We start from the raw sequence: 25,407 nt of genomic DNA, 5'->3' as shown, positions 1-25,407 counted from the left end.
TTTAATATTAGTATTACCGAAATTGCTTGTAGTTTAAATACGTTACTGTATTAAAGATAATCGATGATAAAATTAAGGCATTTATAGAATATTTAATTAACAAAGAGGGTTAGTCATGATTAATTCTGGTAAAAAATTTGATTTACACAATATTTTAAATAACATCAAGTCAATGATTAGTTCTGAAGGTAACACGCCTGATGTCAATCCTGATGATGCAATTGGTATGAAAATTGCTGGATTGAGTTTATTGACACAACAATTAGCAAAGACTTATGCTGAACAATCTAAGGAATTTACTAAAGTTAACCGATTGCTTAATGAGCTATTCAAGGACATAGAAGCATTGCGCAATCCATCAGCAGTTGATGAATCGTCTGATTCTTCAAACGTTTCTGTTTCTTCAGAAAGCAAATCTTCGGGAGAAGAGAAAGAGGAAAAATAAGAAAAAAATAATCTGTGCTTCAAGATTAGAAACTTTTTGATTTTTAGTTAAGTAGATTTTCAATTTTTATTAAAACTTAGTATTAACGTTAATTATGGAAAAAAAGATAGGGAGACCCTTGATCAAGGAATTATAAATAGATCATTTGGAATAATTAATTTGGGGTAATTATATCAAAAAAGAGAGTTTCAGTAATCATGCTATTTATCGTTAAGCGTTCCACGCTTATTAAAAATTGAAATTTCCATAGGATTTAGTAGAGTTATTGATGGTCTATTCTATTTAAAGATGTCAGATAGGTTTTTTAGGATAAATTGGCTCCCCGGGAGGGATTCGAACCCCCGACCAAGTGGTTAACAGCCACCTGCTCTACCACTGAGCTACCGAGGAGAACTGGTACATAAGGATCTTATGTTACCGACCAACGATATGAGAATCAACTAACTTATTGATCCAGCACAGTCGACAAGCGATTTATTGCTTCCCTAAGGTTTTCATTACTAGTGGCACAAGAAAGGCGGATATGGCCTGATAAGCCAAAAGCACTTCCGGGAACTACAGCTACGTTGATTTTATTGAGCAAATAAGTAGAAAGTTCGATATCAGATGGTAATTTAAGTCGTTTAATAGTTTTTGTTAAGTCAGGAAAAAGATAAAAAGCACCGTCTGCAGGAATGCATCTTACACCTTTCATTTGATTGAGTGCTTTTAATACTAAATCGTGACGCATTTTATAAGTCTCATACATATAATTAAAATAACCACGTTCATAGCCTAAAGCAGTAGTTACTGCTACTTGAGCGATTGAATTAGGGCAAGAGGTGCTTTGAGATTGAATTTTTTTCATTGCTTGAATAATGGCTTTAGGACCGATAGCATAACCAATCCGCCATCCTGTCATAGCAAAAGCTTTAGAAGCACCATTGATAATAATAGTTCGATTACGCAATTTAGGACATACATTCAAAATGTTAACGAAATAGTCTTGCCCCCATAAAATATATTCATAAATATCATCTGAAAGAATTAATACTTCTGGGTACTTCAGTAATATTTCCGCAAAAGCTTCTAATTCTGATTTGCTATAAGCTATTCCAGAAGGGTTACTTGGACTATTTAAAATTAATAGGCGAGTTTTTGGTGTTATAGCTTCTTCTAATTGCTGAGGGGTTATTTTAAAATTTTGAGAAAGAGTAGTCTGAATAATGATTGGAACTGCGCCGACCATTTTCACAATAGATGGGTAACTTACCCAGTAAGGTGCTAGAATAATTGCTTCATCACTTGTATTCAGTACAGCCATGATGGCATTGTAAATAGATTGCTTTGCTCCATTACTTACAATGATTTCATTAGGTTCATAATTTAATTGATTATCACGTCTCAATTTTTGAGAAATGGCTATTTTCAAGGTAGGAGTGCCTTCAATATGAGTATATTTAGTAAATCCTTGTTGGATAGCTTTTATTGCTGACTGTTTGATAGGATCTGGAGTATCAAAGTCCGGTTCACCAGAGCTAAGGCTAATTACATCGTGCCCTTGATTTTTTAACTCTCGAGCTAGATCAGAAACAGCCACTGTAGCTGAAGTCTTAATTTGTTGTGCTCTGGTAGATAAGACGTCTTTCATAGTATAAGCTCCTCTAAAATTTAAAAGGTAGAGTAGTGGAAAATAAAATTTTAAACAATGAGAAACCTACTGCATCTAAGTGAGTTTTAGTAAGGATTTAAAGAAATTACAAAAACCTTTATCGAAACTTCAAACTCAGTAGTGATCGATCAGCTAAGAGTCATAGAGACATTAAGCTGTTTGAAGGGATGATCTGACGTATCAGATTTTTGGGAGTAACGATTCTGACAAAACATTTATCAACGCTAACGTAATAGAAAGGCTTCAATGTCCAGCTTTAATCCTCGAACTAAACAAAACCATCATCGCTCAATTTTATTCCGAAATGCGTGAATTTTTCTGAGAACGCTATTTGCTTATCTACGTTAGACAGCCAATCATTACAGTTTGATAAATGCATAAAATTAGCATCATAAATTATTTCTATTTTAGAAATACTTGGTCTTTACAAAAAGCAAAGAAGTGATCAAATTGTGGAATGTTGATAAGACTCACAGAATTGATGGATCCTGAAATTAAGATTCGAATAACAGTTACTCAAAAAGATGTAGCTGAATATCTTTCTAAGTATGTACAATAAGTTTATTATTTGAATTCGGAATCGACATGGTAAATTATTCACGTTTGAGGTTAGATGCTTTTCATGTTCTAGTTAGCATTATTTTTTTGTGTAAAAGGGATTTTAGGTATTCCAAAGGTATTTTCATTAGTAGAAAAGTAACTGCTGTTAAAAGAAGGATTTTTACATTTTGAGCGGTCTTTAATTTAGATAATGAATTGAGCCGACAAGAAATTTTTAAAAGAGATATCAAATAGCCTTATGTAATAAAAGGCATCAAAAATTCAATCACAGAAATAATAAAAGGATGCACGTTATATAACAAAAAAGGGGTGTAATAAAGTTCAACAAGTAACTGAAAAAGAGGTGCAATATTAACAATATATTAATATGTTTCTTAATCGGTTAGCCAAATATCGGTGTAATTTAGGGAAGACACACATTGCCGTAACCAGAAATTTAAAGTTTAAAAGCAACCATCTGTACGGAATCAAGTTCAAAATAACTGAACTAATCTTCAACTACTTGAAATTATTTGCTGTAGTGACATACCTTCATTAAAACTATGCTGCGTAATTGAACATTATGAGGCAATTGTGATTGAAACATTATAGAAGAGGGTTACTTAATTAATTTTAATTTTTTCACACTCTCTGTTTTCTGGTACGGAGCTTTAGAGCATTTATAACAGCCTACAATTTAGCAGAAGCTTTAAAAGACAAGACTCGGTCTGTCCATTCTAAGCTATTTTTGAGTATGCGATCAATATCTAATTTTGTAAATTCACCTTTTTTAAGTAATTGTTTACCGGATACCCACATATCACTCACTTGGAGTCGATTAATTGCGTATACTAGATGCGATATTGGATTAAAGACAGGTTGGGTTAGATAAGAGCTTAAGTCCACGGCAATTATATCGGCTAGTTTTCCGATTTCGAGTGAACCAACTTTATTCTCTAATCCTAGTGCCTTAGCACCATTTAGCGTTGCCATTTTAATAGCTTTTTCAGCAGGCAAATGAGTGGGATCTTCACCTAACACTTTGGCGATAAAAGTAGCGGTTCTCATTTCGCTGAATAAATCAAGATCGTTATTACTCGCTGCTCCATCCGTGCCAATAGCTACATTTATTCCTGCACTGAGAAGCTTTGCGATAGGGGCGATGCCGCTAGCAAGCTTTAAATTGGATTCAGGACAATGAACCACATTAGCTTTTGTTTTTTGAACCAGTTCAATTTCTTCCGATGTTAGTTGTGTCATATGCACAGCGATTAAGCGCTCAGATAACAAACCAAGTTTATATAAACGAGCAAGTGGTCTTTTTCCATATTTATATAGGCTTTGTTCAATCTCATATTTTGTTTCATGAATATGCATATGAATGGGTAGATTGTATTGTTCTGACAACTTTACAATTTCTTTCAAAGCCTTATCACTGGCTGTATACGGTGCATGAGGTGCCAAAGCCCATGAAATAAGGGGCAGATTCTCATTTTTAGCTAGAGTCTCTTTGGCGAGAGATAAATAAGTTTCTTCGTCTTTAGCCCAATTGGTAGGAACATTCATAACAAGCATTCCAACGCAAGCACGAATTCCTGATTTACTAGCTGTTTGAGCAATTGTATCATGAAAAAAATAATGATCATTAAAGCAGGTTATCCCGCCACGTATCATTTCAGCAATAGCCAATTTAGTTCCTGTACAGACAGATTCAGCATTAATTAAAGCTTTTTCAGCTGGCCAAATGTATTTTTTTAACCAATCAAGTAATCGCAGGTCATCCGCTAATCCACGGAAAAGATTCATCGGAGTATGAGTATGAGCATTAATTAAACCTGGCATTACCACATGATCTTTTAAATTTAAAGAACGGGTCGCGTAATATTTTTTTTTAACTTTTTTCTGTGGTAGAAAGTCAATAATATATCCACCCCGGACAGCTAATGCATAATGCTCGAAGATATGATTTTTCGGTGCAACTGGAAGAATCCAACGCGCATTTATGAGTAAATCAATAACTTCCACAAAGCACCTTTTTATTGTGTTATAAAAGGATATTATACACAATTAAGAATATTACAAAATGCAATGATAATGTTATTAATTTTTTAGCAATTTTGACTAACAGTCGGAAAACCTAACTACTCAACAAGCCATCTAAAGTATGGTATAATGTCTCACTCTGAGTAAGCCAATTTTTTTTAAGTGAAAAACAGAACAAGCATCATGGTGGAATTCGCACACGAGATTATCCCAATCACTATTGAAGACGAATTAAAACAGTCCTATTTGGATTACGCAATGAGTGTAATTGTAGGTCGAGCGTTACCGGATGTGCGAGATGGATTAAAACCGGTGCATCGTCGGGTTCTCTATGCGATGCTTGAGTTAGAGAATGATTGGAATAAACCATATAAAAAATCTGCTCGTATTGTTGGAGATGTAATTGGTAAATACCATCCTCACGGTGATGTTGCTGTTTATGACACAATTGTAAGAATGGCACAGCCTTTCAGTCTCCGCTATTTGCTCGTTGACGGTCAAGGCAATTTTGGTTCTATCGATGGTGATGCGCCTGCAGCTATGCGTTACACAGAAGTCCGTTTGTCGCGATTTGCCCATGCCTTAATGGCGGATCTTAATAAAGAAACTGTAGATTATATTCCCAATTATGATGAAACTGAAATGGCACCTCTGGTACTTCCTGCTCGTATTCCCAACTTATTAGTCAACGGTTCTTCAGGTATTGCAGTAGGAATGGCGACTAATATTCCTCCTCATAACTTGAATGAAATTATTGATGCTACTCTGGCATTAATTGATAACTCAGATTTAACTGTGGAAGAACTCATGCACTATATACCTGGCCCTGATTTTCCAACTGCTGGAATCATCAATGATTACAGAAGTGAGATTATGCAAGCCTATAAAACAGGCCGGGGGCGTATTTGTGTACGCGCAAAAGCTAATATTGAAGTAACAGAAAACGGACGTTCACAAATTGTTATATCTGAGCTTCCTTATCAAGTGAATAAAGCGCGTTTATTGAAAAAGATTGGTGAATTAGTGCGTGAAAAGAAAATTGAAGGGATTTCTGGGCTTCGTGATGAATCCGACAAACGTGGTATGCGCATGGTGATTGAAGCAAGTCGAGGTGATAATGCTGAGATTATACTCAATAATTTATATGCCCAGACCCAATTGCAAACAGTGTTTGGGATTAACATGGTAGCTTTGGACGACGGCCAGCCACGTGTATTACATTTGAAGCAATTATTAAGCGCTTTTTTACAACATCGTCGAGAAGTTGTAACGCGACGAACTCTTTTTGAGTTGTGTAAAGCTCGTGAAAGAGCACATGTTTTGGAAGGACTTGGAGTTGTACTGTCCAATATCGATGAGGTAATTATTCTTATTAAAAAAGCGAGAACTCCGTCGATTGCTAAAGAAAATTTGTCAGAAAAAGCATGGAAAGTTGGAAAGGTAACGGAATTATTACAAAAAGCAAGAAGCAATGACACTCATCCTAAAAACTTAGAACCGGGATGCGGATTGCAAGTCGATGGTTACCATTTATCATCAGTGCAAGCACGAGCTATTTTGGATTTGCGTTTGTATCGATTAACTAGTCTTGAAAGTAATAAAATTTACGAAGAATATATCACCATTGTTGATCATATTGGTGGATTGCTTTCGATTATTTCCGATTCTAACAAATTACATCAAGTTATTAGGAATGAATTAATTGAGATTAAAACCCAATTTGGGGATGCACGCCGGACTAAAATTCTCAACATAAAGCCGGATCTGACAAATGAGGATTTAATCCCTGAGGAGCATTTAGTTGTAACATTATCTTTTGATGGCTATATTAAATCCCAATCGTTAAGTAATTATCAAGCTCAACATCGGGGAGGGCGAGGTAAGCTTGCTACGGCAGTAAAAGAACAGGATTTTATTAAAAACATTCTGGTAGCAAATTCGCACGATACAATTCTATGTTTTTCAACCTATGGAAAGGTATACTGGCTTAAGGTTTATCAAGTTCCGCAGAGTAGTCGCACTGCATACGGACGTCCAGTCGTTAATTTACTTCCTTTAGATAAGGACGAACATATTTCCGCTATACTACCTATACGTTATTATGATAGATCTTATTTTGTTTTTATGGTTACAGCCCAGGGTTTTGTAAAAAAAGTTACACTAGCTGAATTTTCTCAACCTCGAACAAATGGAAAAATTGCATTAGTATTGAAAGAAAAAGACCGATTAATAGGAGTTGATATCACGGATGGAAATAAAGAAGTGATGCTTGTGACTAATGTAGGGAAAGCTATTCGTTTTCATGAGAATGAAATACGTGAAATGGGACGTTCAGCACGCGGGGTGCATGGGATTAAATTGAAAGGAAATCATAATGTAATTTCTTTAATTATTATAAAATCAGGGGGATGTATTTTAACAGCGACTGTCCATGGCTATGGACAACGCACGGATATAGAGAATTACCGGTCAACAGGTCGAAGTGGTCAAGGTGTTATCGCCATTCGTATTAATCAACGTAACGGAAATGTAGTTTCCTCCAAACAAGTATTTGATAATGATGAAGTATTGTTAATCAGCGACAAAGGTACTTTAGTCCGCATTCGTGCGAATGAGATTTCACGGATGAGGCGAAATACTCAGGGAGTTCGATTGATTCAGTTGGCACAGCAGGAATCACTTGTCGGAATGGAAGTTATTCCTGCAGAAAGTTAATAAAAGAACAAGAAATGATTAAGCCTTCATCCTAAATTCCTCCTATAAGCAGCGGCGAGAGAGCTTAGGATAAAAGAGAAGTCATTTTTTCCTCTCATTTCTTTGATAAGTAAAGTGGGAAGTGCTTGGGAATGAGAATGGATGTTCCCTTTATCTTAGGGATTTATACAATAAGGATTTTTTATGTTTCGTGTTTACAATTTTTCTGCTGGTCCAGCTATGTTGCCAGAAACAGTCCTGCATGTGGCACGTGATGAGTTATTAGATTGGAACGGTGTTGGAATGTCGATAGCAGAAGTTTCTCACCGTAGCAAAGAATTTAAAAAAGTCATTGAAGAGTCAGAACAAAACCTTAGAGAGCTATTAATTATTCCGAACAATTATCGGATTTTATTTTTACAAGGTGGAGCTCGATTACAGTTTTCCATGGTTCCAATGAATTTAGTGGGTAAGTACAAGACAGCAGTTTATGTTGATTCTGGGGTTTGGTCCCAACAAGCGATTGAAGAAGCAAAACGCTATTGTGATCTTCATTTAGCAGCCAGTGCTAAGAATTTCCATTATACCACTATTCCTGATCAAACTTCTTGGGATATTCCAAAGAAGGCGGCGTATTTATATTACGTTGATAATGAGACGGTGAATGGAATGGAATTTTCTTTTATTCCTAAAACGAGCTTAACCTTAGTCTGTGATATGTCATCAAATTTATTATCTCGTCCTTTTGATGTATCACGATATGGATTAATTTTTGCTTGTGCTCAAAAAAATATTGGCATGGCAGGATTAACTATTGTAATTATTCGCGAAGATTTATTAAATCGCAATCCTCTTCAAAAAATTCCCAGTTTTTTGAATTATAGCTTACATGCGCAAGAAAGTTCACTGTGGAACACACCGCCGACATTTGCTTGGTACATTGCGGGTTTGGTTTTCAAATGGTTGAAAAAAGAAGGTGGTGTTTCTGTTCTAGCTGAACGTAATAAACGTAAAGCAAAAAAACTTTACAACGCTATTGATAAAAGTAATTTTTATCATAATGCGATCGATCTTAACTATCGTTCGCGGATGAATATTATTTTTACATTGGTAGACGAAAATCTTAGTTCTCTTTTTTTGAAAAAAGCTGTAGAACATGGATTAGCTAATTTAAAAGGTCATCGTTTTTTAGGCGGTATGCGGGCTAGCATTTATAATGCGATGCCAGAATCTGGCATCGACGCCTTAATTGATTTTATGCAACAGTTTGAAAAACAGCATGGCTAAAGAAGATGGACTATTATATTACTCCATCGAATAATTTAAATGGTGAAATAAGTATTCCTGGTGATAAATCAATTTCTCATCGAGTGACGATTTTAGCCGTTATTGCTGAAGGACGCACACAAGTGAATGGTTTTTTAATGGGCGCTGATAACCTTGTTACTGTAAGCGCTTTTCAGAAAATGGGTGTTATTATCGAAGTGATTGAGAATGAGAATATATTGTTAGTGAATGGAATAGGAAAAAATGGATTAAATGTTCCATCTGATAGCGTGGACTGCGGTAATTCGGGAACAGCTATTCGATTATTAACAGGCTTATTGGCAGGACAATCGTTCGATACTAATCTCACGGGTGATCAATCTTTAAGACGTCGCCCTATGAAACGCATTATTGATCCTTTGTTGCAAATGGGTGCAAAAATTAACTCGGCCGAAAACTCACCTCCTCTTAAAATTAGCGGAAATCCTAATTTAAAAGGAATTCATTATCGTTTACCTATAGCAAGTGCTCAAGTGAAATCTTGCTTGTTATTAGCGGGATTATATGCGCGGGGGGAAACTTGTATTATAGAATCAGCACCTTCACGAGATCATACTGAGCGACTGTTAAAGCATTTCAATTATCCTGTGCGAGTTGAAAATCTTCATACTTGTGTTTCCGGTGGTGGTATGCTTAAAGCAAGAGATATTTCCATACCTGGTGACATTTCATCGGCTGCTTTTTTTATTGTGGCGGCAACTATCACACCGGGTTCTACTATTTATTTGCGCCAGATCGGTATTAATCCTACCCGTCTTGGCATTATAAATTTATTAAAAATGATGGGTGCAGATATTAAGATTATAAACCATCAGGAAAAAAATGGGGAACCTGTAGGTAATATTTTCGTACGCCATGCCCAACTTACAGGTATTGAAATTCCTCAAGAACAAATACCATTGGCTATTGATGAATTTCCTATCTTATTAATTGCTGCCGTTGCTGCACGAGGAAAAACTGTATTGCGAGGCGCAAAGGAACTACGAGTAAAAGAAACTGACCGTATTGCTGCCATGGCAGAGGGACTACAAAAATTAGGAGTTAAAGTAAAATCACTTCCAGATGGTATTATTGTTCAAGGAGGAGCATTTCAAGGTGGAACAATTCTCAGTTATCACGATCATCGAATTGCTATGGCATTTGCGATTGCAGGCATTATAGCAAAGTCTGCTGTGCGTATTTGCGATTGTGAGAATGTTAAAACTTCTTTTCCTAATTTTGCCGAGTTAGTAAATGAAATAGGAATAGAGTTAAAAGTTCTTTCTGGAAGCAGAAATCTTTAACTCCTCTCTATAACTTCTCCATAAGGAAGGAACTGAGTTAAAGAAGGAACTGAATTTATGAATAACTTAGAAGAACAACCAACGGTTATTACCATTGATGGAACGTCTGGTTCCGGAAAGGGAACTATTGCTCTCAGAGTTGCACAAGCTTTGCATTGGCATATTTTAGACAGTGGAATTATCTATCGTGCGATAGCTTGGGCGTTATCTTACTATAGGGTTCCTCTAGAAAAGCATAAAGATATAAGTTGCCTTCTAAAACAACTCCAAATAGTAATCGAAAGTCAACCTATGGTTAAAAAACTTAAAGTGAGCTGTGATAATCATGATATCACAGAAGCTATCCGAACTGAAGAATGTGGCTCTCTAGCTTCTAAGAGTTCGACCCTTTCAGTGGTTCGACAAGCCGTCTTTCAATATCAACGTGATTTTCTTCGATGGCCTGGGTTAGTGGCCGACGGTCGTGATATGGGGACTATTGTGTTTCCTTATGCCACTCTTAAATTCTATTTCGATGCCGACCCGAAAGAGCGTGCCTATCGACGTTATAGACAGTTGCAAGAACAAAGGATTAATGTTAGCCTGCGTGACATCCAGGAGGATTTGGAAGAGCGTGATTGCCGTGACGTTAATAGAAAAATCTCTCCTACCAAACCAGCAATGGATGCTTTACTTATTGATACAACTAAATTAAGTATCGAGGAAGTTTTTTTAATAGTCATGAACTATATAAGGAGCAGGAGTTTGGGTTAAAAATTAGGAGAGGAGGGAAGAGGGAGATTTTACCTAAATAAGATTTAATAATAACTTCATACTATTATTGGTATGATTAAAAATAATATGTAAGTGCATGAGCGAAAATTTTGCTGATTTATTTAAAAAAAGTTTAACAGAAACTCATTTACGGCCTGGCGCCTTAGTTAAGGCTGTTATTGTTAAAGTAGGACCGGAATGGGTTATTGTTAATGCCGGTCTTAAATCTGAAGGTGTCATACCTGTTTCTGAATTCTATCATGAAGAAATTCATGTAGGTGATAAAGTAGATGTAGTAGTTGATACTCCTGATAATGGTTTTGGTGAAACACGCCTGTCGCGTGAAAAAGCACGTCGTCAAAAAGCTTGGGGTCAACTCGAAAAATCTTATAAAACTGGAGAGTTAGTTAAAGGAAAAATTGTGGAACGGGTTAAAGGTGGATTTACTGTAGAAATCAATTCAATTCGCGCTTTTTTACCTGGGTCTTTAGTAGACGTTAGACCCATTCGAGATCCTGACTCTCTTAAAAATACTGACCATGATTTTAAAATTATTAAGATGGATTGTCATCGAAATAATATCGTTGTTTCTCGACGTGCTGTAATGGAAGCTGAATCCAGTGCTGAGCGACAAGCCCGGTTAGAAAAACTTCAGGAAGGTCAAGAAATTAAGGGAATCGTTAAGAATATTACGGACTACGGTGCTTTTGTTGACTTAGGGGGTGTTGATGGTTTGTTACACATCACTGATATGGCTTGGAAACGCGTCAAACATCCGAGTGAGTTACTCAATATAGGTGATGAGGTTCATGTTAAAGTCCTTAAATTCGACCGCGATAAAAATCGCGTATCGTTAGGCATGAAACAATTAGCTGATGATCCTTGGTTAAATATTGAACGACGTTACTCTGTTAATTCTCGAGTATTTGGTAGAGTGACCAACATCACTGATTATGGATGTTTTGTTCAACTAGGGGGGGGTGTAGAAGGCTTAGTTCATACTTCTGAATTGGATTGGACTAATAAAAATATTCATCCCAGTAGAGTAGTTCAGATCGGAGAGGAAGTTGAGGTTATGGTGCTTGAAATCGATGAAGAGCGTCGTCGTATTTCATTGGGCATTAAGCAATGCAAGCCTAATCCATGGCAAGAATTCGCTGGAAAACACCAAAAAGACGAAAAAATTATAAGCAAAATTAGATCCATTACAGATTTCGGTATGTTTATCGGGTTAGAAGGTGATATCGACGGTCTTGTGCATGTATCCGACATTTCCTGGTCAGAAATCGGTGAGGAAGCTATTCGTCGTTACAAGAAAGGTGACGAGGTAGAAACCGTTATTTTGTCGATTGATCCGGAGCGTGAGCGAGTTTCTCTCGGTATAAAACAACTTGAAGAGGATCCTGTAGAGGAATTCCTTGAAAAACATGATAAGGATAAAATCATCCGAGCTAAAGTGAAAGAAGTAGAAAATAAACAAGCTACTTTAGAATTGGCTGATCAGGTGTTTGGTCAGATGCGTTTATCAGACTATACCTATGATCGTATAAAAGACTTGACTGAAGAGTTTAATGTGGGTGATGAGATCGCAGTTAAAATTATCAATGTGGATCGTAAAAACCGTCTCATTCAAGTATCTCACAAAGCTGTAGAAGGGCGTGCAGATAAGGGGAGTCGGATGGTATCTGATGTACCAACTAAAACCACTTTGGGTGACCTCCTGAAAGAACAAATGCAGAATAAGCAAGAAGAATAAGATAAGTCTTGTAAATTCTGTAAATCTTTCAATATATTATCTGGATTTCCTCACCTAGTAAAGAGAGAGTGGGTGCAGAATTTTCTCCATTTATCTTCTATACTTTTCTAAATGACCAAGTTTTCTCGAGTAACCGAATGAAGAGTAATGTCTTATGCGCTATATTTTTTATCTTTTCTGGGTATTAATTATTTTGTTAGGAATTACCTTTACTGTTCTTAACCCGCAAAAAATAGTTCTTAACTATTACCTGGACACAAAATCAATTTATTTGCCACTGTTAATCTTATTAGTACTCTTAATCGGTGTAGCATTAGGAATTATCGCTTTTTTACCTTCTTGGATTAAAAATAAAAAAACCGTCTGGCGACTGAAATATAAAATAAAATAAATTGAACAGGAAGGTATAAATACCAACTGAACATTACTTGAAAAGAGCACAATTTATAGATCCACAATGTTGATTCGTGCCAATTTACTTCAGGCCCTTCGTAAACAAGCTGTTGGTTGTTCGAGTTATTAAACAAGACCCGGATTATATTTTCGAATTGGTTGAAGTACTCACAGAATGCTACCTATAAATCAAGAAGAGAAGTTGATTATTTTTTAAAAGAGTGTTCAGTAAAATATCATAGAATTTCGCTAGTATTAGCTGTTGCAGATTATTTAAAACACTAAGAAGACAAAAAGGATTGAAAAGAGCAATGATAAAGAAAGAACCCAAAATTATTGTAGCTATTGATGCTAAAACTCGTGAAGAAGCCTATACACAGATATGCCAGTTGGATCCTAAATTATGTCATCTTAAAATTGGTAATATTTTATTTACACGATATGGACCTTCTCTTATTGAGGAGTTACTAAAAAAGAACTATCAAATTTTTTTAGACTTAAAATTTTATGATATTCCGAAAATTGTTACTGGTGCTTGTCGTGCTGCTGCTCTTTTAGGTGTTTGGATGATTAATGTTCATATCTTTGGGGGACGTACCATGTTAGAAATGGTGGCTAATACACTAAAAAACATGACGGGAACGAAGACTCTTTTAATTGGTGTTACTATTTTAACCAGTTTAGATGCCCAAGATTTAAAAACGTTGGGAATTAACAATGATGTTTCTGCTTTGGTGGCTCGCATGGCAATGCTTGCTAAAGAGTCTGGTCTTGATGGAGTGGTATGTTCAGCGAATGAAGCAGCTTTTTTACGAAAACAACAGGGTAGGGAATTCTTATTAGTGACACCAGGTATTCGATTATCGCATGAAAAAAAAAGTGATCAAAAACGCATAATGACTCCAGAAGCTGCTATTAAAGCAGGTAGCAATTATTTAGTTATTGGCCGACCTATCACCCAATCCTTGAATCCCAGAAAAATTTTACAAAAAATTACTGATTCAATTACCCCTTTTTTAACTTATAACTAACACTCTGTTGCAACGTTGAACCATAACTTCCATTTGTGTTATATCAAGAAATTTCTTTTAGGAGGCTTTCAATTTCTTTTGGAACAGTGCTCGTTATTGTAATTTTTCTCCGTGCAAAAACTCAGCGCCAATAGTTTCGAAATAAATCAATAGGAGCAGATAAAGCGAAGAATTATTTTTTAATTCTTGAAATCAGAATTGTTAGATTGGCAGGGTCAGCGAATTATGAAACTATTAAAAAGTGCTTTCGTTAAATTTTAGCTTCGTTATTTTATACTTTTCTCTTATAAAGAGAAATCTTTAAGAGAAAACTTTTATCTATCAAAATTAGGTTTGTTGATCATCCTAAGAGACTAAAGCGGGATAAAAATGTTCCCTTAGTTTTGGAGAGTTTCCTTATTTTTTCTTTTTTAACTTCTTAGCGCCTTTTATCTCATTTTCGATTCAGGTAATTTATCTTGTTTGGGATTTAAAATGGATTTATTAGTTAGAGTTCCCTTAAAGGCATTTTTATTATTCTTTTTGAATAAGTAGTTATATTGCGATTCGGATTTTAGATTGTTATTCATTTTAATTTTTTTATTCGTCTTTTTTTTGGGAACAATAGACTTCTTATGAATTTAGCCATAGTTATTTTAGACTTTATGATAATCATTTTTAGTATCATCCTCTCAAGTAAGTTTTCGGAATTGTGAGTGACCAAAGTGGAATTTGGATCAGAACAGCACAAAATTTCCATAATGAAAAGATTTTCCAGCAAAAGAGGAGCGTAATTATAATCAAATATCATGTAAAGTAGTTAATATTGTCTGAACAGTCTAGAGAAGAAAGTTCAACCGAGAGGAATAATATGAAACGATAAAACTCGTGTAATGTCCTTTAATTTAACGCACAAGAAGAGTTTTCATCCTTGAGGCTTAGAGGTAACCAAAGTAGTAGAAAAAACTTAGAGACTTTTGAGAATGATTCTAGTAAAAATAATCATATATGGAACGAAGTTTCTATTTTATTCTCAGAGAAATTATGGTGTTGCAGATAATTTGTAAAGTAACCCAGTTTTTCATGAACTTATTACAACTTATTACTAGTTCTAGAATTGGATGACAGTCACCTTTTATTCAAAAAGATCAAAAAGGTGAGGGACTTTTTCGTTATCTAGTACTGAATGTATCCAATTTACTGGTTTAACTCTCGATATGATATTCCCTTTTTTCTAAAAGTTCCGATGACAATGAATGATCTCATTGGTTTTTTAAATCATAAATTCGACTTCTATTTTTATTTTACAGGAAATATCAAAGCAATCTGAATTATTTCCGAAAACTATAGAGATATCTTTTTTTTGCATAGTTTTTAACAAATAAAAATAAATTTACGAGTAACTTATCGAAAAATAATTTTATGATCACTTTTTATGAAATCAATTTCATTATGAATGAGTCCTCTGAATATTTTATTGTCATTCCTGTAAGAGATCTTTAATATGACTGCCTAGCTCTTTACAATATCCGCTTATTTATGAATAAGCTCTGTAAGATCATTTTGATTAACATATTTCTCCAACTGTACTGTTTTCTCCAATTTTGCTGTCTATTTTCTGAATAGCATTTGTTGAAATTAAGTTAAAAAGATACTTTTATTCTTAAATAAAAAAATTTGTATTTTTTAATGTCCTTTTTGTAAAAGGGCTTTTATCTAATGAAACCAATAGACATTTGATTAGTAGCTATGACGCGAAACCAACGCTTTTATATATAGATTTTAAGATCGGGATTCTACTCTCTTTTTTACTGATAGGTAGGATTGTTTGCAGAGTCGTAAAATTGCAGCTGCATAGTAATCTTTTATGTGAACAATAGTGCATTTTCATAATGTATTTTTATGAAAATTGGATTTTTGGGAAAATCCGTATATAGTGGCAAAATTATGACCCACTATCATTGAGGAGTATTCATGTCAGTTAGATCCTTAACTGCTCAACCAAAACCTTTTTATCTTATCTTTTTTATCGAAATCTGGGAACGATTTGGATTCTATGGTGTACAGGCGCTGCTTGTTTTATATATGGTACAACGACTAGGTTATCAAGATAGTCATGCTGATTTCCTATTTGCGGCTTTTAGTGCCTTAGTTTTTTTACTTCCTTGTTTAGGTGGATACATCGGTGATAAAGTGTTGGGAACCAAGCGAGCAATCCTATTAGGCGCAGTAATTTTAGCATTAGGCTATTTATTATTAGCCTTACCAGAAATTTCCAGCAAACATCTCGCGCTCCCCTTGGCTTTCATTGCAGTTGGTGTTGGGTTATTCAAAGCTAATCCTTCGAGCTTGCTTTCAAAAGTTTACGAAGAGACACCTCATAATTTAGATAGTGGCTTTACCTTATATTATATGGCCATTAATATCGGTGCAGCCATTTCAATGAACCTTACGCCTATTTTAAATAAATTTTTTGGCTGGCATGTGGCTTTTTCTGTTTGTTGTATCGGAATGATCCTTGCTATTTTAAACTTTCTCCTTATGCGGAAGATCATATTTGACATCGGGTCTAAACCAGATCGAGAGCCTCTCCGTTGGGATTATTTTAGTTATGTTTTGTTAGGAACTATAACATTAATTGTCAGTAGTAATTTTTTATTAAATCATTATCAAGTGGTTTCTTGGCTTCTTTCTGGTGGGACTATTATTTTGCTCTTTATTTATTTAATTTTGATTTCTAAAGCAGCACCAGAAGAACGAAAGGGGATGTTTTTGTTTGTAATTTTATTTGCTCAAGCCGTTGTTTTTTTCGTACTGTATTTCCAAATGCCGACATCGTTATCGTTGTTTGCTTTGCGTAATGTTCATCATTCGATAATTGGTATTCCTATTCAACCGGCCCAATTTCAAATGCTTAATTCACTTTGGGTAATGATAATGAGTCCGGTAATGGCTTGTTTTTATCAGCGATGGCATAAACATAATCGGGATTTATCATTGCCAACTAAATTTTCGTTAGGAACGCTACTAGCAGGACTAGCGTTTTTATCTCTACCATTGGGCTCTCTTTTTAATCATCATGGAGTAATTTCAGGTATGTGGTTAGTTCTTTCTTATTGGATACAAAGTACAGGAGAGCTTTTAGTGAGTGCTCTTGGTTTGTCTTTAGCTGCTCGTTACGTTCCACAACGATTTATGGGGTTTACTATGGGACTTTGGTTCCTTTGCGCTTCGGTTGCGAGTATCATTGCAGGTAAAGTGGCTAGCATTGCTAGTATTCCTACTAATATTTCTTCAGATCCTTCTTTGTCATTACCTATTTATAACCACTTATTCATGAAAATTGGTTTAACCACGATCGTTATTTCGCTTGCTATGTTTACTTTAGTTCCTCTTCTGAAAAAACTAACAGAAAATGACCGACAGCAATTAAAAATAGGTAAAAAGTAAAAATAACTGATGAATTTTGTCAGAATTAGTTACTAAAATTAGCGAATACTCAAGACACCCAAATTAAGATTGTTCGCAAAGGTTATGATTCCTATGGCCTTTGCGCTTTTTTCTCTTGCCTGATTTTTATTATTAGCCTATGAGCGCACTAATGAATATATCAATGAGTGGATTTCTTGTCAAAATTTAAAAGAAAACCTACGATTAGATCAAAATTTGACAGTAAATGCTTAGGGGGGGGATTACCATAAAATGTGTTGGATAGATATTTTTTTACTATTTTTTGGATTTATTGAAAATTTTTATTTACCCTATTTTCAAACTCTCTGATCATCTTATTTTCATAATCGAAGTGCAATATCTTCGGAAGTTTCTTAGTAGGAATGAAATAAAGCTTCAAGACTTTCCAGTTAAATAAGCGGTGTTTGGTCTTTTCAGAATTGGCTGATTAAGATCTATATTACTAATTCTTTAAAGAAAGCTTAAATAGTTAAGGCCTTTCATTATAAAATAATGAATCCATGATAATCATTCAAGTGATATATTGGAATCGAATTGAATCCATATTGCTAAAATGTAGGACACACAAAACAGATTTTTGATTTTGGAATAGCGATTAAAACAATAGGAAGGCAAACAAAAATTAACTCAGCAAAAAAGTGCATCGTGAGTTATTTCAAGTATTAAATTCAAAAACGATGACAATAAAAACCACATCAAGTACTCTAAACGCGTGAGTTTATATTCAGAAGTTATCAAAACTAAAATCCATCTATTAAATGATTTTAAACAACAATTAGTTACTTGACGTGAGGAAACGTGCAGAAATGTAATCATTTAACAAGCATAAAACATTGACTGTAATGCTAAGAAGAGGCTTATAAAAACGTAAAGAATTTGAAAGATTTGAACTTGCATTTAGCAAATAATAAAGATTAATCAATCTTAATTAAAACAAAGGCATAAAAGGATATGTAAATATTAACGAGAAGAAGCTATCTGGATAAATAACATGCGAAGTTAAAAGAAGCTTTAAACGTTTTTAAAGAACGTCATTCGTAAAATCGATTGTGAAATGTTTGTTAAGTTTCAAGAAACTTATAACCAAGTTCAATTAACAATTTCAATCATTGTTTCCACGCATTTTCGGTAGCTTGGGCGCAACTTTAGAAATGATCGATAATTTTATTAAAGGAGTCAAAAAGCTTTAACAGCCTTTAGTGATATTTTATTTAGTTCGAAAACCAGCATTCTTTTGCATTGCAGATGAGGTAGATGCACTATTATGATAGTGTTGATGTTGGATACTTTTTTTAATTGATTGTTAAGGAAATGTTAGAAGAGATTCAATTTTTAATAATTAGATATAACAAAGTAACCATAGAGATGGCGATTTTTGACAGGTATTAAATTGCGCGGCTCCTGAAATTTAAGGATAATCTTTCTAGAAGGATATCTCGATAGATTCACTCTGCTGTCATAAGGGAGGTGTATTTTGTATGATTGAATTTTAATTGCAGTATTTCTCTTCTTTGATAAGGAAAATTTTAGGCACTGTGGATTTAAAGAGTATTAATGCTGACTTGCCGTTGTGGTTATTCTTAAAAAAAGAACTAGGAGTTTCTAGAGACTTTCAAATCAGCGAGCCAAAATTAATACAAAATTATGTTTTTAGTCTTTTTTTCTGAAAAACATTGAATAAAATCTTAGAAAAATTGGACTAGGTTCAATGATTTTTTCGGTATTATGATTTTTTATGTGATGGTGCCTAAACAAAGCAGAGAAATTTAGATTGTCTAAAATAAGCAGACTTTCTTATCCTAGTTTGATTGCATTTCTTCTATTAAAATGTGTACTGTCGAACTGCATATAGTGGATTTTGATGTTACGCTAGAAGCAACACAGTAAGTTAAATGAATATTTGGGAAGGTAAAGTAAATATGGGATGAAGAAGAAGGCAGGAAAGACTTTAAATATGGACAAAGAGTGTCTACATTTAGACTCAGATTCATCATTTGAATATAATTTTTTAAAGAGAAAACACCGGAAAACGTTTAGGTAAGAAAAGTGGTAATCCCTGAAAAAATTCACAAGCAGGTTAAAAAATTGCGTGAAGAGATTAACGAGCACAATTATCGGTACTACGTTTTATCGGATCCTGTCATTTCCGATACTGTTTATGATAAGCTTTTTTACAAATTAAAACAATTAGAAGGAAAATATTTTGAGTTAATTGTACCAACTTCTCCTACTCAACGAGTAGGTGCTGAACCATTGAAAACATTTAAAACTGTTTTCCATGACATTCCTATGTTATCTCTGGATAACGTATTTGATGAAGTTGGGCTATTGGCATTTGATAAGAAGATTCGAAAGCGATTAAAATTGAATGGACCCATTGAATATGCTTGCGAGCCTAAAATGGACGGTGTAGCGCTGAGTTTGCTTTACGAAAATGGCGAATTGATTCGTGCTGCTACACGAGGTGATGGCTTTTCAGGAGAAGATGTTACTCAAAATGCTCGAACTATTTCAACAATTCCTTTGCGATTACGAGGTCAAGATTTTCCTCAACTTATTGAGGTACGAGGAGAAGTGTTAATGTCGCGCAAAGGGTTTGAAAAATTTAATCGCGAGGCGAAAAAACGAGGAGAAAAAGTATTTGCGAATCCGCGCAATGCTGCTTCTGGGAGCTTGCGCCAATTAGATCCACGAATTACCGCGAAACGACCTTTAGTATTTTATGGTTATCTCTCAGGACTAGTCCGAGGTGGTGATTTTCCTCAGAAACATAGTGATATCCTTATACAATTTAAAAAATGGGGGATCCCAATTATTTCTGAAACGATTGTGGTAAAAAATATCGAAAGTTGCGTTAGTTATTATGGATATTTACAAAAAATTCGGGAAATAATGTCTTCCGATATTGATGGTGTGGTTGTGAAAATCAATTCTCTTTCTTTACAGGAAAGATTAGGTTTTTTTGCACGCGCGCCCCGATGGGCAATTGCCTATAAGTTCCCAGCTCAGGAAAAAACGACAGTTGTAAAAAACATTGAATTTTACGTAGGGCGAACAGGTATTTTGACGCCTGTAGCACAATTAAAACCCGTTTCCGTTGGAGGAGTCACAATTAGCAAGGCTACTTTACATAATTTTGACGAGCTTTACAGAAAAGATATCCGTATAGGTGATATGGTTATCATACGTCGTGCAGGTGATGTGATTCCGGAGATCGTTTCGCCTCTGTTAGCAAAACGGACAAAAAATGCTAAAGTAGTATCTATACCAACTTACTGCCCCATATGTCAAGCAAAAGTAATGAAATCAGAAGATGCAGCTGTAGCTCGGTGTATGGGTGGTTTGTACTGTCATGCTCAATTACGAGAAACAATTAAACATTTCGTTTCACGTCAAGCAATGGATATTGAGGGGTTAGGTGATAAATGGATAGTCCAGTTTATTAAGAAGAAATTAATTAAAGATATAGCAGGCATTTATGAGCTTGATAAAGGTTCTCTATTAGCTTTACCTAGAATGGGTAAGAAATCAGCCGAAAATTTATTAACAGCTATTGAAAAAAGTAAAAAGACTACTTTTCCGCGATTTTTATATGCGCTAGGAATTCGAGGGGTTGGTGAAGTAACAGCACGAACTTTATCTCGGAATTTTCATGAACTTAAAGTTTTAATGAAAGCCTCTAGTGAACAATTACTGAATATTAAAGATATTGGCCCATTTGCGGTTGAAAATATTAGAGGCTTCTTCAAACAAAAGTATAATGTCGGATTAATTGATAAATTAATCCGACTCGGCATTCACTGGCCAAAAGAAAAAATAACTTTGAAATCAGGAATCGCTGGCAAAGGCAAAAATTTTGTATTAACTGGCAGCTTTAAAACTTTAACGAAGGGTGAAATAAAAGAAAAAATTGAACATCTCCCAGGTAAGATCAGCAGTAATATATCAAAAAATACTGATTATTTGGTAACTGGGGAAAATCCTGGTAGTAAATACGAAAAGGCAAAAAAATTAGACATTCCTATCATTGATGAAAAGGCTTTTTTAGAATTACTGAAAAGATAATTACCAAAAATTATTATCGTCCCCTACTTTAGAAGGGAGAAAGGAAAAATAGAGAAAGTCATATTTTCGATGACTTTTTAAACTAAATATTGTTATAAATAATAAAATCCTAATTTTGTTTTTTATTGTTAAATTATGTAAATAGTTTTAATATATAAAATCAGAATTAGTTAGAGAGCCAAAATAAAAGAATCAAATACCTTTTTGATTTCATATAGATAAAAAATGCTTTTATGAATAGCATTCCTATAAAAAATTTTTACAGGAGTATCATGTTTCCGTATTCTTTTACGGCATTTTTAATAAATTGGGTTTTTAGTTTTTCTTATCAGATAACTAAATTGTTACCTGAAAAGCTCAAAGACAGGGAAGTTATCACGAGCATTATAAAGTGCAATTATTTAAAGTCTCTGTATGGGTTTTATTAACAGTTTTGAATCAACTATCATCGATTGTCAAGAGTCCTTACGACACAATCGTCGGAAAACTGCTTTAGTTATTATCACTTTTGTATTGATTTATTTAGTGATAGGTCTTCTTATTGACTTTTACATTTACACAGGTCGTTATCCTAGAACTACAGTTTTCCAACTCTTTATGGCGTTAGTTACATTAAAGATATTCCCAACTGCTACATTTATTACAGGATTAATCGTGATATTTTCTTTGTACGTGACATTCGTTTTTCATCATAGATTGATGCTTCTTGGTACCGATTATTGGGAAATTACTTCCAGAACCGCTAAAACTTTTCGAGAAAAAATGCTTTATAATATTGTAGAAGAATTAAAGGTTGCTGCGGCGCTTAAGTTCATGCCCAAAGTTTATATAATAGATGCTGATTATATGAATGCATTTACTAGTGGTTTTAGTGAAAAATCAGCAATGGTTGCTGTTACTAATGGTATTTTAATGAAATTGAATTACAGTGAATTAAAAGCTGTTATGGCGCATGAAATCAGTCATATTCGCCATATAGATATACGCCTGACTTTGATAACTTCTGTACTCGCCAATATTCTTTTGATTTTTTTTGATATTCTCTTTTTTAGCTCTATTTTTGGCGGGCATTCCCGAGAACGTGGAGCTCGAAATCAGTTATTTATTTTTATATTAATATTGCGCTATTTATTACCTTTAGTTACAGTACTTTTAATGCTTTATTTAAGTCGAACTCGAGAATATATGGCTGATGCAGGTTCTGTAGAATTAATGTGTAATAATGAACCTTTGGTACGAGCGTTATTAAAAATTCAAGATGATCATGTGCAAAATAGGGAAGAATATAAAGCCCAATATATGAGCACTTCTCACGAGAGTGTTCGCCAAGCGGCTTATATTTATGATCCAGTCAAATCGGGTATCGAACTCGGAAATTTATTAAGCGATCTTTTTTCCACTCACCCTTCGCTTACGAAACGCTTAGCAGCTATTGGGTATAAATGTAAAAGGTAACCAAGATAATCCTCCCTAAGTGATTAATCATTATTCAAGAATTATTATAGATAGTCATTAAAAATTACATAGGATAGGATCTGCTTTTTATAATTAGAATCTTTCTGAAAAAACTTCTTTCATAATTTTCAAATTCTTCTCCCATTTCTTTGTAAGGTGCCTTCCCCATTGATATTTTTATAAAGTACTCAATAAGCTTGTTGATTATATCGTTCGTAAATTTCTTGACTCATTAGTTACGTATGGATTATAAATTTGGAAAAACGAGTCAATAATATTTAGAATTATTATCCTCTTTTAAAGCTGTAAAAGTAATTCTTTTTGAGAGCAGGAAACAGGGATTGCAGAAACAATTCCATTATTCTTTAAATACTTAATAGTTTTCATTTTCTTTATTTTCTTGCGGATTAGCGAGAGGGATAATAGCTTTTGATGAGTAAAAGTGCATAAACGGGCTGACCCCTTCTGTCTTCATTGATATGCAAAATTAGCGACATTAACAATATATACGATAAGCATATTCTAAAGCTTTTTAATAGGCTTTTTAATAATCGACACCATCTTGCCACTTTTTGTTAGAAAATAATTACAATAAACGCTCCAAATTTTCACTTCGTATGGATGAGTAATCTTAATAAATAACTTCTTGGTTATATTTAGTGTAAGAAAAGATATTAACAAATTTTTTATGTTTAAATTGGTGATGTTTTACCATACAATTAATGAACATATGAGTTTTTTATGACAGTTATGAGGTCTTAGTAGTGAATCTAGAAATGATTGTCGTGCTGTCAATTAATATTAAGGTATACACATATATACTTGCCTGAAATCTCTTGATAAAATGTAGATTTTCTTAGATTAACTAGACCATAATTTTCTGTGCGTGTACATTTGACATAATAATACCAAGTCCAGCCATGATCGTAATAATAGAGCTACCTCCGTAACTAATAAGTGGTAAAGGCACACCAACAACAGGTACAATACCCACGCCATTCCTATATTAACTAATGCTGATAAAATAAATGTTAAACTTAAACTTCCGCTAATAAGCGACTATAGGTATTCTGAGCTTTATTACTTATATATAAACATCGGACAAAATAACTAAAAAATGATGAGTAAAATAAGGCAACCAATAAAGCCGAACTCTTCACCACTCACTGCAAAAATAAAATCGGTTACATGGACTGGCAAAAATTGAAGATGTGATTGAGTTCCATGTAACCATCCTTTTCCAAATAAACCTCCGGAACCAAGAGTAATTTTTGACTGAATAATATGATAACCAACCCAAGAGGATCTTTTTCTGAATTGAAAAGGTTAATATCCGCTCTTTTTGGTAAGCATGCATACAATGCCAGAGAATAGGAGTACTCAATGCACTTAAGGAAAAGAAGCTAAAACTAATTTCCAACTTATTCCTGATAATAATAAAACGTATAAGCCTGAAATTCCTATGATTATAGCAGTTCCTAAATCGGGTTGTTTCGCAGTTAAAATGGCAGGGAATATTAAAAGAATCAGAGAAAAAAATAATGATTTTATTTGGGGAGGTAATTCTTTATTACTAAAATAATAAGCAAGCATCATGAGTGTGGCAAGTTTCATAATTTCAGAAGGCTGTAAATGAAAAAATCTAAAATCAAACCAACGTCGTACCCCTTTACCAATATTTCCAAAAATTAATACGGTAATTAATAAAAATAATCCAAAACTGAATATCTAAGGTGTCCATTGGTAATAAGATTTTTGAGGAATATGAGCAAAAATGAACATTACCATAAAACCGATCAATAGCCATAATAATTGTTTAATCATAACGCTTAAATTTTGGTTGCTAGCACTGAACAAAATAAAAAAACCAAACACAGCAAGAATAAAAACCCAAACCCACAGCCTAAGGGTCAATATGTAATGGCTGCCAACACAGATGAGTAATTCGTCGTTTAAACCACATTTTATAGTTTGATTTACTAAATAGAAAAGAGTTTTTTATCATTCGTTATCGAATATTTGAAATAATAATCCATAATTTTACTTGTCATTTTATCAGCTGAGGCACTATGCTCGACAACTACCGCGATAGCAATTTTCGAGTGTTTTATAGGAGTAAAATCGATAAAAAGATGGTTATTACATAATCGTTTAGGCATGGTTCGAATTTTGTCTTCATTACCAAGATAGTTTTTAATAGTCCAGAATACCAACGGATTGAGCTAATTGCAAAGTCCGATAGCAGTTTCTATAGTATCTCCTGTATACCATTGGATGTCTTTTTGTTCTCATTTTCCAACTTGGGGAGAGAGTACAAGTCCAGTAGCCTCTTCGGGTAAATCGATACCTGTGTTAAGTAACCAAAACCAAGTCGATGCAATATAGCGTCTATACGATTAATACCTAAAGTTACTGCTAGATTATAAAGTAAACACACAGGAACCGCGCAATGACCTTTTTATATTAACCCATCCGTGCCCACCTACGCGCCAATCGTGATAAATATGATGCGTGTTTGGTAA

The 25,407-nt window shown here is 34.3% G+C and carries 15 protein-coding genes, 1 tRNA gene and 1 pseudogene; 11 read left to right on the top strand and 6 right to left on the bottom strand.

The genetic code is table 11. From position 1 onward, the window contains the following. The first annotated feature begins 115 nt into the window (after nucleotides 1-115). Complete coding sequence (locus ONG85_RS03420) at nucleotides 116-445, top strand: hypothetical protein (RefSeq protein ID WP_264435532.1); 330 nt, start codon at nucleotides 116-118, stop codon at nucleotides 443-445. Nucleotides 446-760: 315 nt separating this feature from the next. On the opposite strand, the gene ONG85_RS03415 is transcribed toward ONG85_RS03420, so the two are convergent. From ONG85_RS03415 to ONG85_RS03405, 3 genes are all read right to left on the bottom strand, one after another. Beyond that, nucleotides 761-835 (bottom strand) — tRNA-Asn (locus ONG85_RS03415). A gap of 55 nt (nucleotides 836-890) precedes the next feature. Further along, nucleotides 891-2,075: a pyridoxal phosphate-dependent aminotransferase gene (locus tag ONG85_RS03410; RefSeq protein ID WP_264435530.1), complete on the bottom strand. Its 1,185-nt coding sequence runs from the start codon at nucleotides 2,073-2,075 to the stop codon at nucleotides 891-893. Nucleotides 2,076-3,326: 1,251 nt separating this feature from the next. Continuing rightward, the gene (locus ONG85_RS03405) at nucleotides 3,327-4,661 is read right to left on the bottom strand and encodes a TRZ/ATZ family hydrolase (RefSeq protein ID WP_264435529.1); all 1,335 of its coding nucleotides are present in this window, start codon (nucleotides 4,659-4,661) and stop codon (nucleotides 3,327-3,329) included. Between the two features lie 201 nt (nucleotides 4,662-4,862). On the opposite strand from ONG85_RS03405, the gene gyrA reads away from it, so the two are divergent. The 10 genes from gyrA (at nucleotide 4,863) to htpX (ending at nucleotide 22,885) form a co-directional block, all read left to right on the top strand. Continuing rightward, the gene (gene gyrA / locus ONG85_RS03400) at nucleotides 4,863-7,394 is read left to right on the top strand and encodes a DNA gyrase subunit A (protein WP_264435528.1); all 2,532 of its coding nucleotides are present in this window, start codon (nucleotides 4,863-4,865) and stop codon (nucleotides 7,392-7,394) included. A gap of 183 nt (nucleotides 7,395-7,577) precedes the next feature. Further along, a complete protein-coding gene (serC, locus tag ONG85_RS03395) occupies nucleotides 7,578-8,660 on the top strand; it encodes a 3-phosphoserine/phosphohydroxythreonine transaminase (protein ID WP_264435527.1) in 1,083 nt (360 codons plus the stop codon). A gap of 5 nt (nucleotides 8,661-8,665) precedes the next feature. After that, nucleotides 8,666-9,982 carry a 3-phosphoshikimate 1-carboxyvinyltransferase gene (gene aroA / locus ONG85_RS03390; protein WP_264435525.1) on the top strand — a complete coding sequence of 439 codons (1,317 nt, stop codon included), beginning with the start codon at nucleotides 8,666-8,668 and terminating at the stop codon, nucleotides 9,980-9,982. Nucleotides 9,983-10,039: 57 nt separating this feature from the next. Further along, a complete protein-coding gene (cmk, locus tag ONG85_RS03385) occupies nucleotides 10,040-10,735 on the top strand; it encodes a (d)CMP kinase (protein ID WP_264435524.1) in 696 nt (231 codons plus the stop codon). Nucleotides 10,736-10,832: 97 nt separating this feature from the next. Further along, nucleotides 10,833-12,491, top strand: a complete 1,659-nt coding sequence (gene rpsA / locus ONG85_RS03380; protein WP_264435523.1) for a 30S ribosomal protein S1 — start codon at nucleotides 10,833-10,835, stop codon at nucleotides 12,489-12,491. Nucleotides 12,492-12,645: 154 nt separating this feature from the next. Continuing rightward, nucleotides 12,646-12,882, top strand: coding sequence for a lipopolysaccharide assembly protein LapA domain-containing protein (locus ONG85_RS03375; protein ID WP_264435522.1), 237 nt, complete (start codon nucleotides 12,646-12,648; stop codon nucleotides 12,880-12,882). A 313-nt stretch (nucleotides 12,883-13,195) separates the two neighbouring features. Further along, entirely contained in the window at nucleotides 13,196-13,915 is a 720-nt protein-coding gene (gene pyrF / locus ONG85_RS03370) for an orotidine-5'-phosphate decarboxylase (protein WP_264435896.1), read from the top strand. Between the two features lie 1,953 nt (nucleotides 13,916-15,868). Continuing rightward, nucleotides 15,869-17,344 carry an oligopeptide:H+ symporter gene (locus tag ONG85_RS03365; RefSeq protein WP_264435521.1) on the top strand — a complete coding sequence of 492 codons (1,476 nt, stop codon included), beginning with the start codon at nucleotides 15,869-15,871 and terminating at the stop codon, nucleotides 17,342-17,344. Between the two features lie 2,067 nt (nucleotides 17,345-19,411). Further along, the gene (ligA, locus tag ONG85_RS03360; protein ID WP_264435519.1) at nucleotides 19,412-21,430 is read left to right on the top strand and encodes an NAD-dependent DNA ligase LigA; all 2,019 of its coding nucleotides are present in this window, start codon (nucleotides 19,412-19,414) and stop codon (nucleotides 21,428-21,430) included. Nucleotides 21,431-21,844: 414 nt separating this feature from the next. Further along, entirely contained in the window at nucleotides 21,845-22,885 is a 1,041-nt protein-coding gene (gene htpX, locus ONG85_RS03355) for a zinc metalloprotease HtpX (protein ID WP_264435517.1), read from the top strand. A gap of 865 nt (nucleotides 22,886-23,750) precedes the next feature. On the opposite strand, the gene ONG85_RS03350 is transcribed toward htpX, so the two are convergent. The 3 genes and pseudogenes from ONG85_RS03350 to ONG85_RS03340 form a co-directional block, all read right to left on the bottom strand. Further along, a complete protein-coding gene (locus ONG85_RS03350; RefSeq protein WP_264435516.1) occupies nucleotides 23,751-23,879 on the bottom strand; it encodes an FtsW/RodA/SpoVE family cell cycle protein in 129 nt (42 codons plus the stop codon). Nucleotides 23,880-23,995: 116 nt separating this feature from the next. After that, nucleotides 23,996-24,562, bottom strand: a pseudogene (locus ONG85_RS03345) (FtsW/RodA/SpoVE family cell cycle protein). Nucleotides 24,563-24,613: 51 nt separating this feature from the next. Next, the gene (locus tag ONG85_RS03340) at nucleotides 24,614-24,799 is read right to left on the bottom strand and encodes a hypothetical protein (protein WP_264435515.1); all 186 of its coding nucleotides are present in this window, start codon (nucleotides 24,797-24,799) and stop codon (nucleotides 24,614-24,616) included. Nucleotides 24,800-25,407: the final 608 nt, after the last annotated feature.

This window comes from Coxiella endosymbiont of Dermacentor marginatus (genome assembly GCF_907164955.1).
Classification (GTDB): domain Bacteria; phylum Pseudomonadota; class Gammaproteobacteria; order Coxiellales; family Coxiellaceae; genus Coxiella.
This window is presented reverse-complemented; position numbering and strand designations above follow the sequence as displayed.

Coding starts and splice junctions, on each gene's coding strand:
- htpX (WP_264435517.1), top strand. CDS start 21,845: ATGGGTTTTATTAACAGTTTTGAATCAACTATCATCGATTGTCAAGAG.
- ONG85_RS03420 (WP_264435532.1), top strand. CDS start 116: ATGATTAATTCTGGTAAAAAATTTGATTTACACAATATTTTAAATAAC.
- gyrA (WP_264435528.1), top strand. CDS start 4,863: ATGGTGGAATTCGCACACGAGATTATCCCAATCACTATTGAAGACGAA.
- ONG85_RS03365 (WP_264435521.1), top strand. CDS start 15,869: ATGTCAGTTAGATCCTTAACTGCTCAACCAAAACCTTTTTATCTTATC.
- ONG85_RS03410 (WP_264435530.1), bottom strand. CDS start 2,075: ATGAAAGACGTCTTATCTACCAGAGCACAACAAATTAAGACTTCAGCT.
- pyrF (WP_264435896.1), top strand. CDS start 13,196: ATGATAAAGAAAGAACCCAAAATTATTGTAGCTATTGATGCTAAAACT.
- ONG85_RS03375 (WP_264435522.1), top strand. CDS start 12,646: ATGCGCTATATTTTTTATCTTTTCTGGGTATTAATTATTTTGTTAGGA.
- rpsA (WP_264435523.1), top strand. CDS start 10,833: ATGAGCGAAAATTTTGCTGATTTATTTAAAAAAAGTTTAACAGAAACT.
- cmk (WP_264435524.1), top strand. CDS start 10,040: ATGAATAACTTAGAAGAACAACCAACGGTTATTACCATTGATGGAACG.
- aroA (WP_264435525.1), top strand. CDS start 8,666: ATGGACTATTATATTACTCCATCGAATAATTTAAATGGTGAAATAAGT.
- serC (WP_264435527.1), top strand. CDS start 7,578: ATGTTTCGTGTTTACAATTTTTCTGCTGGTCCAGCTATGTTGCCAGAA.